Origin of the sequence: Actinoplanes sp. NPDC049802 (assembly GCF_040656595.1) — a bacterium.
Lineage (GTDB): Bacteria > Actinomycetota > Actinomycetes > Mycobacteriales > Micromonosporaceae > Actinoplanes.
Genome location: NZ_JBFAMR010000026.1, coordinates 39956 through 51605, shown reverse-complemented (window position 1 = coordinate 51605; position 11650 = coordinate 39956). Strand labels below are relative to the sequence as shown.

At 70.4% G+C, this 11650-nt stretch carries 15 protein-coding genes; 2 read left to right on the top strand and 13 right to left on the bottom strand.

Annotated features, from left to right (window positions below; translation table 11 throughout):
• Positions 1-303: 303 nt before the first annotated feature.
• Complete coding sequence (locus AB0I88_RS19605; RefSeq protein ID WP_361026009.1) at positions 304-1566, top strand: tyrosine-type recombinase/integrase; 1263 nt, start codon at positions 304-306, stop codon at positions 1564-1566.
• A gap of 70 nt (positions 1567-1636) precedes the next feature.
• Positions 1637-2824: an aminotransferase class V-fold PLP-dependent enzyme gene (locus AB0I88_RS19600; protein ID WP_361026006.1), complete on the top strand. Its 1188-nt coding sequence runs from the start codon at positions 1637-1639 to the stop codon at positions 2822-2824.
• On the opposite strand, the gene AB0I88_RS19595 is transcribed toward AB0I88_RS19600, so the two are convergent.
• From AB0I88_RS19595 to proS, 13 genes are all read right to left on the bottom strand, one after another.
• Complete coding sequence (locus AB0I88_RS19595; protein ID WP_361026003.1) at positions 2805-3272, bottom strand: M23 family metallopeptidase; 468 nt, start codon at positions 3270-3272, stop codon at positions 2805-2807. The two genes, AB0I88_RS19600 and AB0I88_RS19595, sit on opposite strands and share 20 nt — an antisense overlap.
• Positions 3273-3344: 72 nt before the next feature.
• Complete coding sequence (locus AB0I88_RS19590) at positions 3345-3668, bottom strand: DUF2469 domain-containing protein (protein WP_014447123.1); 324 nt, start codon at positions 3666-3668, stop codon at positions 3345-3347.
• Complete coding sequence (locus tag AB0I88_RS19585) at positions 3665-4504, bottom strand: ribonuclease HII (RefSeq protein WP_361026000.1); 840 nt, start codon at positions 4502-4504, stop codon at positions 3665-3667. Before AB0I88_RS19585 ends, AB0I88_RS19590 begins: the two co-directional genes overlap by 4 nt.
• Positions 4505-4978 (bottom strand): NUDIX domain-containing protein, encoded by a 474-nt coding sequence (locus AB0I88_RS19580; RefSeq protein ID WP_361025997.1) that lies wholly within the window; start codon positions 4976-4978, stop codon positions 4505-4507.
• 24 nt (positions 4979-5002) lie between these two features.
• Positions 5003-5662: a signal peptidase I gene (gene lepB / locus AB0I88_RS19575; protein ID WP_361025994.1), complete on the bottom strand. Its 660-nt coding sequence runs from the start codon at positions 5660-5662 to the stop codon at positions 5003-5005.
• Positions 5659-6552 (bottom strand): signal peptidase I, encoded by an 894-nt coding sequence (lepB, locus tag AB0I88_RS19570; RefSeq protein WP_361025991.1) that lies wholly within the window; start codon positions 6550-6552, stop codon positions 5659-5661. Before lepB (AB0I88_RS19570) ends, lepB (AB0I88_RS19575) begins: the two co-directional genes overlap by 4 nt.
• Positions 6553-6716: 164 nt before the next feature.
• Positions 6717-7073 (bottom strand): 50S ribosomal protein L19, encoded by a 357-nt coding sequence (gene rplS / locus AB0I88_RS19565; RefSeq protein WP_361025988.1) that lies wholly within the window; start codon positions 7071-7073, stop codon positions 6717-6719.
• 139 nt (positions 7074-7212) lie between these two features.
• Complete coding sequence (trmD, locus tag AB0I88_RS19560; protein ID WP_361025985.1) at positions 7213-7977, bottom strand: tRNA (guanosine(37)-N1)-methyltransferase TrmD; 765 nt, start codon at positions 7975-7977, stop codon at positions 7213-7215.
• A gap of 24 nt (positions 7978-8001) precedes the next feature.
• On the bottom strand, positions 8002-8568 hold the full coding sequence (gene rimM, locus AB0I88_RS19555; protein ID WP_361026146.1) for a ribosome maturation factor RimM: 567 nt from the start codon (positions 8566-8568) through the stop codon (positions 8002-8004).
• A gap of 6 nt (positions 8569-8574) precedes the next feature.
• On the bottom strand, positions 8575-8832 hold the full coding sequence (locus AB0I88_RS19550) for an RNA-binding protein (protein ID WP_014447131.1): 258 nt from the start codon (positions 8830-8832) through the stop codon (positions 8575-8577).
• Positions 8810-9280, bottom strand: a complete 471-nt coding sequence (rpsP, locus tag AB0I88_RS19545; protein WP_361025982.1) for a 30S ribosomal protein S16 — start codon at positions 9278-9280, stop codon at positions 8810-8812. The genes AB0I88_RS19550 and rpsP overlap by 23 nt, the downstream gene beginning before the upstream one ends.
• Before the next feature lie 306 nt (positions 9281-9586).
• Positions 9587-10240, bottom strand: coding sequence for a DUF402 domain-containing protein (locus tag AB0I88_RS19540; RefSeq protein WP_361025979.1), 654 nt, complete (start codon positions 10238-10240; stop codon positions 9587-9589).
• Complete coding sequence (proS, locus tag AB0I88_RS19535) at positions 10240-11646, bottom strand: proline--tRNA ligase (RefSeq protein WP_361025975.1); 1407 nt, start codon at positions 11644-11646, stop codon at positions 10240-10242. The genes AB0I88_RS19540 and proS overlap by 1 nt, the downstream gene beginning before the upstream one ends.
• Positions 11647-11650 lie beyond the last annotated feature (4 nt).

Below are 11650 nucleotides of genomic sequence, written 5' to 3'. Positions count from 1 at the left end.
ATCGCCACCCGCGGACGGACACACCCGTCCTGCGGAGCCGTCGCCGAAGACGGGAGTGTCCGGGTACCAGCCGGCGCTCCACACCGGCTGGTCCGCGCTGTCTCAAACGGGCGTGAGACAGCGCGGACAGCCAACTGACCGGCCACCGGCTGAGCAGGCAGTTGCGCGGAGCCCGGCCGTGGGGTGGGCCGCGTTCGGTTCCAACGCCCGATCCACGGAGGAATCCGATGACACGCACCGTGGCGGGGAGCTTGACGTCGCCTCTCCGCCGGTGGACGGTCAGGGGTGATGGGGATCCGTGACATGCATGAGCGACTGCCCAGAGGGCTGCGCGAGGCGGTGGACGAGTTCAGCCGGCACCTCGCGGTGGTGGAGGGCCGTTCGGAGCACACCGTGCGCGCGTACACGGGGGATGTGGTGTCCCTGCTCGACCATGCCGCCGTCGAGGGCCGATCCAGCGTCGCGGAGCTGGACATCACGCTGTTGCGGGGATGGCTCGCGGCCCGGATGGGGTCGGGCGCCGCCCGTGCCTCCCAGGCGCGGCGCGCGGCGGCGGCCCGCGCCTTCACCGGATGGGCCCATCGCAGCGGGCGCGCCCCCGCTGACCCGGGCGCGCAGCTCGCGACTCCGCGGGCGCATCGCAACCTGCCGACGGTGCTCCGCGCCGACCAGGCCGCGACCCTGGTGACCTCCGCCCCGGGCCGATACCGGCGATCCGAGGAATCGAGCCCGGGCAGCGGGCGCAGCGACAGCAGCCCTGACGGCACGCCCGGCCGATCCAGGCGCCGAAGCCCACCCGGCGACCCGAATGCGAGCAGCACAGCCGGCGACTCCAGCCCGAGCAACACACCCAGCCCGGGCAGCACACCCGTCCACTCCAGCCCGGGCGGCCGGCACGGCGACTCCAGCCCGGGCAGCCGGCACGGCGACTCCAGCCCCGGCCGCACGGACGGTGACACGGCCGTGGACGGCGACGCCGGAAGCCGTACGGACGGTGACGCGGCCGCAAGCGGGCAGGCCCACCTGGAAGGCGGGGCGGAAGGATCCGCGGCGGGTGGCGGCGCCCTCGAGATCCGGGATCGCGCCGTTCTGGAGTTGCTCTACGCGACGGGCGTACGGGTGAGCGAGCTCTGCAACCTGAACCGAGCCGATGTCGATCACGCACGGCAGGTGGTCCGGGTGTTCGGCAAGGGCGCCAAGGAGCGGGCCGTGCCGTTCGGGCATCCGGCTCGCCGGGCGCTGGAGGAGTGGCTGCGCCGGGGCCGACCGGAGCTGGTGGACCGGGGCAGCCGGGACGCCCTTTTTCTCGGGGTGAAGGGTGGCCGCCTCCAGCCGACGGTGGTACGGCGCATCGTGGCGGGCGCGGCACGGGCGGCGGGGCTGCCGCACACCCGCCCGCATGATCTGCGGCATTCGGCTGCCACGCATCTGCTGGACGGTGGCGCTGATCTGCGGGCCGTTCAGGAGCTGCTGGGGCACAGCTCGCTGGCGAGCACCCAGATCTACACCCATGTGTCGACGGAGCGGCTGCGGGAGGCTTTCCGGCAGGCGCACCCGCGGGCCTGACATCGTACGATCCGAAGCGTCACCAACCCGGCCGTGAGCTGAGAGCCGGAGTATCCACGGGAGAGATCTGATGACCACCCCGGAGCAGCCGCGACCCATTCCGGGCGCCCGTCTTCTCTTCTCGCTGGATCCGTCGGTGTCCTATCTGAATCACGGCTCGTTCGGCGCGCTTCCGATCAGCGTGCAGCGGGCCCAGCAGCGGCTGCGGGACGAGGTGGAGGCGAATCCGCTGCGGTTCTACGGCAGTGGGCTGTTGGACCGGGTCGTCCACACCCGGCGCCATCTGGCCGCGTTCCTCGGCGCCGACCCGGACGGCAGCGCCCTGGTGCCGAACACGACGGCCGCGGTCTCGCTGATCCTCCAGTCGGTGGGGCTTCGGCCGGCCGACGAGGTGTTGCTCACCGATCACGCCTATGGCGCGGTGACGATGGCGGTGCGGCGGCAGTGCCGGCGGTCGGGGGCGACGGCGCGGACGGTGGCGATCCCGTTGGGCGCCGCGCCGGCGGAGGTCACGGCCCGGGTGCGGGCGGCGCTGCGGCCGGGCCGGACCAGGCTCCTGGTGATCGACCAGTTGTCGTCGGCGACGGCGGCCCTCTTCCCGGTACGCGAGATCGCCGCCGCCGCCCGTGAGCTCGACATCCCGGTGCTGGTGGACGCGGCGCACGTGCCGGGGATGCTGCCGGTGGACGTGGGCGCGATCGGCGCCGATTTCTGGGTGGGCAACCTGCACAAGTGGGGTTGGGCGCCGCGTGGGACCGCCCTGCTGAACGTGGCCCCGCCGTGGCGGCGCCGGATCGACCCGCTCGTGGTGTCGTGGGAGCACGATCAGGGGTTTCCGTTGTCGGTGGAGTTCCAGGGGACGATCGACTACACGTCGTGGCTGGCGGCACCGGCCGGGATCTTCGCGCTGCGCACGCTCGGTCCGGAGGCGGTCCGGGAGCACAACGCGGCGCTCGCCGCCTACGGTCAACGGGTTGTCGGTGCGGCGCTCGGTGTCGCGCCCGCCGATCTGCCCGGCCCGGGTGGACCGGGGGTGGCCATGCGGGTGGTGCCGTTGCCGGCCGGGCTGGCCACCACCCACCCGGAGGCTTACGAGCTGCGGCTGCGGATCGCCGACAAGCTGGCCGCGGAGGTGGCGGTGAACGCGTGGGGCGGTCGCGGGCTGCTGCGGTTGAGCGCGCAGATCTACAACCGGCCGGAGGAGTACCACCAACTGGCCGAGCGGCTGCCCGCGCTGCTCAGGGAGATGCAGAGGTGAGCGGCAGGAGCCGGACCCGGCCGAGCCCGAGCAGGGTGAGCGGGTCGAGGTAGTGGTCGCCGCGCCGCAGGCCCCAGTGCAGGCAGGCGGTTCGGGGGCAGCCGGGGTGGCCGGGCTCGAGCGCGCCGATCGGCTGCCCGGCGGCGACCGGTTCACCCGAGGTGACGGTGGCGGTGACCGGCTCGTAGGTGGTCCGCAGCCCGTCGGAGTGGGAGACGCTTATCACACCGCGGCCGGCGAGCCGTTGTGCGTAGACGACGACGCCGGCGCCCGCGGACCGCACCACCGCGCCGGCGGGCGCGGCCAGGTCGACCCCGCGATGCCCGGCCAGCCAGGGTTGTGGCGGCGGGTCGAAGCGCCGCAGCACCGACGGTGATGTGACCGGCCAGGTGTGGCCGGACGGCGAGAGGGACAGCAGGAACGACAGGAGAGCGGCGAGCCCGGACATGCCGGAGAGCCTGCCCGTTCGACCGGCTTCGCGCGGCCGCCCCTGTGGACGACCGCGAACTGTGGATTACCGTCAGCCGCCGAAGCCGGCGTCGTCCGGCAGCGAGATGTCCGGCTTCTCCAGCTCCTCGACGTTGACGTCCTTGAACGTCATCACCCGCACGTTCTTCACGAAGCGAGCCGGACGATACATGTCCCACACCCAGGCGTCGTGCATCTCGACCTCGAAATATACCTCGCCGTCGGAGTTGCGCACGTGCAGGTCCACCTGGTTGGCCAGGTAGAACCGGCGTTCGGTCTCCACCACGTAGGAGAACTGGCGGACGATGTCGCGGTACTCCCGGTAGAGCTGCAGCTCCATCTCGGTCTCGTACTTCTCGAGATCCTCTGCGCTCATCGTTCTTCGCCCTCCATGGCCTCATCTTCCCCCACCGACGGCGACGGCTGAGGCTGCTCGCCCGACGCCACGCCGACGGTACTCGCCGCCACCTCCGGAAGCAGCAGCGGCTCGGTAACGGATACATCGTCGAACAAAGAAGGTACGGATGACGAAACGGGACGACGGGCCCGCGGCGGCCGGTTGCCGCGGCCGGAGGCGGCGGCGACGTTGACATACGAGAACCGGTGTTCCGGGCACGGTCCGTGCCTGGTCAGCGCGGTGCTGTGCTCCTCGGTTATGTAGCCCTTGTGCACGGCGAACCCGTAGTCCGGGTACTTCTCGTCCAACTCGATCATGAGCCGGTCCCGGGTGACCTTCGCCAGGACGCTGGCGGCCGCGACGCAGGCGGCCACCCGGTCGCCTTTCCACACCGCGAGACCGGGCACGCCGAGGCCGTCGACTCCGAAGCCGTCGGTCAGCACGTACTCCGGGCGGACGGTGAGCGACGCCAGCGCGCGGCGCATCGCCGCGAGGTTGCAGACGTGCAGGCCGCGAGCGTCGACCTCGGCCGGCTGAATGATCATCACCGACCAGGCCAGGGCTTTGGCGACCACGTGGTCGTAGACGCGGTCGCGGGCGGCGGCGGTGAGCAGCTTGGAGTCGGCCAGGCCGGGGATCTCGCCGCGCCGGCCCTCGGGCAGGATCGCGGCGGCCGCGACCAGAGGTCCGGCGCAGGCACCCCGGCCCGCCTCGTCGGCGCCGGCCACGTGCCGGAAGCCGCGGCGCTGGAGCGCCTGCTCCAGCGCGTAGAGCCCGGCCTCGCGGCGGACCACGGTGCGTGGTGGGGCCAGCATCTAACTTCCATCCGGTACGGCGTCGACGGTGTGCCGGCGCAGCAGGGCGGCCAGGCCGACCGGGAAGATCTGCTCGGTGCTCGCCTCGATCTCGGCGGCCGACCACCACCGATGTTCGGTGATGGTGAGCCGCTCGGCCTCCTCCATACCGGCCGTGTCGACCTGCCAGTCGGCCACCCGGACCAGAAAGAAGTCCTGCTCCTGACGGTACTGACGGCGGTCGTACGAGAACTCGGTCACCTCGTGGTGGACCGGCCCACCCAGTTCGGCGGGGCCGATGCGCAGGCCGGTCTCCTCGAACAGCTCGCGGCGGGCGGCGTCGGCGACCGTCTCCCCGGGCGCCAGGCCGCCGCCGGGAGTGAACCACCAGCGCTGCCGCGGGCGAGCCGGGTCGCCGCCGTGCAGCAGCAGGACCCGCCCGGCCAGATCGACCAGGAGAACCCGGCCGGCGCGGCGGTCAATCACCTCGGTCACGCGACCAAGCCTATGCTCGGATGGTTACTTGCCAGCGTCGGGGATCGAATCGAATTCGCCGGGCACGGTCAGCCAGGTCGCCCGGTCGACCGGCCAGAATATCGTGAAGGCGCGGCCGACGACCGAGTCGACCGGGATCGTCGCCTCCTGGATCTTGCCGGCCTCGTCGGTCGCGCTGCTCTGCTCGTAGTGCTCCAGCGAGTCGCCGGACGCCTCACGGTGGTCGCCCATCACCCAGAGGCGGCCCGCCGGGACGGTGATGTCGAAGTTCTGATCGGCGACCTGGTTGCGGGTGCCGTCGGCCTCGACGTAGACATAGGGCTCGTCGAGGGACTTGCCGTTGATGACGAGCCGTTGCTGCTGGTCGCAGCAGACCACGTTGTCGCCGGGCTGGCCGATGACGCGCTTGATGAAGTCCTCACCGTCGGCGCCGGACTGCCACGCGCCCGGCGCCTTGAAGACGATGATCTCGCCGCGGCGTGGCTCCCGGAAGTCGTAGACCAGCTTGTTGACGAGCACCCGGTCCCAGAGCTCCAGCGTGTGCTGCATGGACGGGGAGGGGATGTAGAAGGTCTGCAGGACGAACGCCCGAACCAGGTAGGCGACGAGGATCGCCACGCCCAGCAGGATGGGGAGCTCACGCCAGAAGGAGCCCTTGCGTTTTTCGGTCTGCTCGTCAATCACGATCGGAGCCTACGTCGTCGAGTCACGAACGACATGCCGGAACGCGCGGACAACGCCACTCCGAGCAGAAGGGGGAACACGTCCGTGGCGACCGCCGGGCGCTCCTCCCGGGCCCTCACGGGATGCGCGGCGGCGGCCGTCGGGAACTGCTCGGCGAACTGTCGCCACACGTCGGGAACGTCGAGACTGGTGAAGTGGTCGCTGGGCCACACCACCACGAAGGCCCGGCCGATGATGTTCTCGATCGGCACGGTCCCCTGGCAGCGCGCGTCCTGGGAGACCGACCGGTGATCGCCCATCACGAACATCTCACCTTCCGGGACGGTCACCTCGGTGAACCGGCGGCTGGTGCACTGCCCGGCGATCGGCGGCTGGCTCAGATCGGAATTGAAGCCCTCCGAGATGTAGGGCTCGTCGATGCCGACCCCGTTGACGGTGATCCGGCCCTGCGCGTCGCAGCATGCCACCTTGTCGCCCGGAAGACCGATCACCCGTTTGATGAAGTCGCGCTCCCCGGGACGGCTGACACCGACCAGGTCACCGATGGTGCGGCCGAGCTTCGCCAGGAACGTGTTGCTGACCGCCTCGGTGATCTCGGGCGCCCAGTCGTCGGTCCCGCGGAAGACGACGATCTCGCCGCGCAGCGGGTCACGCATGTCGTAGACGACCTTGTTGACCAGGACCCGGTCCTTGATCTCCAGGGTGTTCTCCATCGATCCCGACGGGATGTAGAAGGCCTGGACCAGAAATGTCCGGATGAGAACGGCCAGGCAGAACGCCACGATCAGAAGAAGCGGCAACTCCTGCCAGAGAGGCATCTCCTTACGCCGCGTCGCAGCCCGCCGCCGCCGAGACGGCCGATAGCCTTCCATCGGATCCACGCTTCGCATCTCCCGCCGCCTACCGGCCGAACCGCCCCCGGATACAGCACTACCGCCCGAGTTTCCCGGCTAGGGAAATTTACGAGCGGTAGGACTGAAAAGGTTCACCTACAGCGCGCCAGGCACAGCCGCAAGCGTAGTTCGCCCGCGCCCGCCGCCCCGCACCGAGTGGATCAGACGGTCTGCTTCTCCCGAAGCTCCTTGATCTTGGCCTTCTTGCCACGGAGCTCACGCAGGTAGTAGAGCTTGGCGCGGCGGACGTCACCACGGGTGATGACCTCGATCCGGTCGATCGCCGGGCTGTTGAGCGGGTAGGTCCGCTCGACGCCGACACCGAAGCTGATCTTGCGGATCTTGAAGGTCTCGCGCAGACCGGCGCCCTGGCGGGCGATCACGACGCCCTGGAAGACCTGGACACGGGAACGGTTTCCTTCGACGACCCGGGCGTGCACCTTGAGCGTGTCACCGGCCCGGAAGTCGGGAAGGTCGGTGCGCCGCGACTGGGCGTCAAGAGCGTCCAGCGTGTTCATCGCTGCATCCTCGTCGTACTCGTAGCGCACCGGAAGTCGGTGCGCGGATGGGTGATTCTGACCCTCCACCCCTGGTTTTGATCAGGCTTGGAGAGTCCTCGCCCACACCCCGCGGCGCGGGACGTAGACGGCAACCTCCCTACTCTGCCACACGCGGAGGCGGGATCTGAAATCCGGCCTCGGTGAGCGTCGCCCGGTCTTTCTTGTTCAGGTTCTCCGGGGGATAGGAGGTGTACATGTCGGGCCGCCGGGTCGCGGTCCGCAGCAGGCTCTGGTCCCGCCGCCAGCGGGCGATCCGGCCGTGATCGCCGGAGCGGAGCACCTCCGGCACCTCCCGCTCGCGCCAGGACGCCGGCTTGGTGTAGACCGGGGCCTCCAGCAGGCCGGCCGCATGCGACTCCTCGGTCAGCGAGTCGGCGTTGCCCAGCACCCCGGGCAGCAGCCGGGTGACCGCCTCCATGATCACGATGACCGCGACCTCGCCACCGAAGAGCACGTAGTCGCCGAGCGACACCTCACGTACCGGCATCCGGGCGGCCGCGTCGTCGATCACCCGCTGATCGATGCCCTCGTAACGGCCGCACGCGAAGACCAGATGGGGAAGCTCCGCGAGCTGATGGGCGTCGGCCTGGGTGAACGGCTTGCCGACCGGGGACGGCACGACCAGGGTGGTGTCCGGCGACACCACCGCGTCCAGAGCCTGACCCCACGGCTCGGGGCGCATCACCATGCCGGGGCCACCGCCGTACGGTGTGTCGTCCACGGTCCGGTGCACGTCGGACGTCCAGGCGCGCAGGTCGTGCACGGCGAGTTTCAGCGTCCCGGTGGTCCGCGCCTTGCCGATCAGCGACAGCTCGAGCGGCGCGAAGTAGTCCGGGAAGATCGAGATGATGTCGACCTTCACAGGAGAACCCTCACAGGAGAACCCTCACAGGTCGAGCAGGCCTTCCGGGAGGTCGACGACGACCCGGCCGCCGGGCAGGTCCACGGTCGGGACGATCGCGGTGACGAACGGGATGAGAGCCGTCCCGCCGCCCTTCTTGGCGAGCACGATCAGATCCGAGGCCGGGGCGTGCTCGATCCGCTGCACGGTGCCGTGTTCGGTACCGTCCACCGACTCCACCCGCAGCCCGACGAGCTGATGGTCGTGAAACTCCTCCGGGTCCTCCGGCGGCGCCAGACCGGCACTGTCCACCTGGAGGAACACGCCCTTCAACGCCTCGGCGACGTTGCGGTCGTGGACGCCCTCGAAGACGGCGATGCCGCGGCCCTGATGCCAGCGGATCGACTCGAGGACGAGTTGCTCGGGCACTTCGAAACGAGCACCGGGATCGGGAGCGCCCGCCGGACCGGCGCTCACCCGGCGGTCCCGGGGGACCTCCGTGATGAACACCGACCCGGCGGTGAAGCGTTCCTCGGGCTCGTCGGTCCGCACGACCACCGAGACCTCGCCCCGGATGCCGTGCGGTTTACCGATCTGGCCGACGACGAGCAGCATCGATCAGTACGCGTCGACGATGTCGACCCGGATGCCGCGACCGCCGATCGACCCGATCACCTGACGCAGGGCCTTGGCCGTCCGCCCGCCGCGCCCGATGACCGTACCCAGGTCCTCGGGGTGCACGCGAACCTCGAGCCGCTTACCGCGGCGCGAGTCGACCAGCCGGACCCGGACGTCGTCCGGGTTGTCGACGATGCCCTTGACGAGGTGCTCCAGCGCGGGCCGGAGCGCCCCGTCAGCTCGCGTCGGCGCCGGCACCGGCCGGGTCCTCAGCGGTCTCGGCGACAGCCTCGCGGTTCGGCTCGGCGGCCTCGGCGGGCTTCGGCGCCTTCTTCGGGGTGGTGGCGGCGGGCTTGTCGGCGATGCCGGCAGCGGCCTTCGCCTCGGCCTCGTAGACCTCGGCGCGGCTCTGCTTGCTCGGCGCGACCAGCAGCGGGGCCGGAGCGGGCAGGCCCTTGAACTTCTGCCAGTCGCCGGTCTTCTCCAGGATGCGCTGCACGGGCTCGCTCGGCTGCGCGCCGACGCTGAGCCAGTACTGCACGCGGTCGGACTTGACCTCGATGACCGAGGGGTGTTCCTTCGGCTGGTAGATGCCGATGTACTCGATGGCGCGGCCGTCGCGCTTGGTGCGCGAGTCGGCGACGACGATGCGGTACTGCGGGTTGCGGATCTTGCCCATCCGCAGGAGCCGGATCTTAACGGCCACGGTTTATTCGCTCCTGATGACTGCGTGGGTGAGCCGACCGGAACCCACGTGGGGAGGTGGGACCGATGCCTCGTGGACTGGCTTCGCGATCAGGGGTTAGAGGGCGCCCGATCGCGTGCCGGATACCAATGAACCATTCTGCCAGACGCCGACGGCTGGTTCCCAATCGGGCCGAGGTTGGGAAAATCAAGATCAAAGGCTTGATGTCGCATCCGGCTGCATGGTGCGGACCGTCGCTCCCGCCGAGGCCGGGCCGGGGCCCGGCTTCGCCGGCCCTGGCCCTTCATCGTGCGTGAATGGTGAAGATCAAGAGCGGGCGGCCATCGGGCGGTCCCAGCCCGCCGGCAGCTCGCCGGGGGTCGGCCAGGACGGGTCCGGGCGGAAATCCGTCCACGTGCCGTCGAACGGGAACTCCCCCGCCTCGATGCGCTTGATCACGCGACGGCCCTCGGCCCACACCGCCGCCTCGTCGGGGACCCAGTAGAGGTCGGGATGGGCCAGCCGCTCGGCGAAATCGTCCTCGTCCTTCCAGCTCCAGCTCCGGTCCGGTGTGGCGACGATGTCGAGGTCCTGGTCGATCACGTCGATCCCGGCGACGGCACCGTCGTCCCAGCGGACGCCGGGCTCCTCCAGGTTGACGTAGTACCGGTTGAAGACGCCCTCGTCGTCGTGGAAGAACCAGACCGAGTGGTTCTCCCCCGGAGGGAAGAAACGCAGCACACCCGGGCCCTGCCACCGGGCGATCCGGGGCGCCCGCTCGGCGGCCATCCAGTCGGCGAACGCGAGATCGCGCGGGTGACGGCCGTCCAGCGTCGTCTCGACCGCGATCACCGAACCACGGGCCACCCAGAGGAGCAGCCCACGGTCGTCGTCCGAGACCACCCGGCCGGGATGCACGAAGGCGATCCGGCCGTGGTGGAGGTCCCGGTGCAGGATCAGCCGGCCCGGCGCGAAAACCATCAGTAGGAGCGGGCCAGGTAGGCGATCAGGCCGGGCTCCTCGTCCGACTCCGGCATCGAGCCGTCCTCGCGGGTGAGGCAGCGGACCGTCACGGCCTTGCCGTTGGCCTCCTTCTCGCCGGTCTCGCCGACCGCCGACCACGGCACCCGGGCGAACCCGGTCTGCGCCACCTCGATCGCCTCGGCCAGCGTCTTCACCTCGACGGTGCGCTCCACCCGGAACGCCAGCGCGTCGTCGAACATCCGCTGCTGGTCGGCCTTGAGAGCGGCCACGACCGCGTCCACCACCTCGGCCAGGGCGAGCGGCGACTTGGTGCCGTCGATCCGGCGGGCCACCACGGCGTTGCCGTTGGCCAGGTCACGGGGGCCGACCTCGATCCGGATCGGAACACCCTGGAGCTCCGCGTCCACGGCACGCCGCCCGAACGGGATGTCGGCGCGGTCGTCGAGCCTCACGCGTACGCCGGCGGTCTTGAGGTCTGCGGTGAGCTGTGCCGCCGCCTCCGCGACGCCCTCGCCCGCCTTGACCACCATGACCTGGACCTGGATCGGCGCGAGCCGCGGCGGAAGCCGCAGGCCGTTGTCGTCGCCGTGCACCATGATCAGGCCGCCGACCATCCGGGTGGACGTGCCCCACGAGGTGGTCCAGGCGTGCTCGACGGTCCGCTCGGCCGACGAGTAGGTGATGTCGAACGCCTTCGCGAAGTTCTGCCCCAGCTCGTGCGAGGTGCCCATCTGCAGCGCCTTGCCGTCGCCCATCATGGCCTCGACGGTCATCGTGTTGGTGGCCCCGGCGAACCGCTCGCCCCTGGTCTTGCGGCCCGGGATGACCGGGATGGCCAGGAACTCCTCCATGAACGCCTGGTAGACGTTGCGGTGGATGTCGCGGGCGTGCTCACGCGCGTCGGCCTCGGTGGCGTGCGCCGTGTGGCCCTCCTGCCAGAGGAACTCGGTGGTCCGCAGGAAGGTCCGCGGGCGCAGCTCCCACCGGACCACGTTGGCCCACTGGTTGAGCAGCAGCGGCAGGTCACGGTACGAGTCGACCCACTTGGCCATGAACTCGCCGATCACGGTCTCGCTGGTGGGGCGCACGACCAGCGGCTCGGCCAGCTCCTTGCCACCGGCGTGGGTGACCACGGCCAGCTCCGGCGAGAAGCCCTCCACGTGGTCGGCCTCGCGGCGCAGGTAGTTCTCCGGAATGAAGAGCGGGAAGTACGCGTTCTGAACGCCCTGCTCCTTGATGCGGGCGTCCATGTCGGCCTGCATGCGCTCCCAGATGGCGTAGCCCACCGGACGGATCACCATCGTCCCGCGCACCGGGCCGTTGTCGGCGAGCTGCGCCTTGGCGATGAGGTCCTGGTACCAGCGGGGGAAGTCCTCCGCACGGGGAGTGAGCACGCGAGCCATGAGG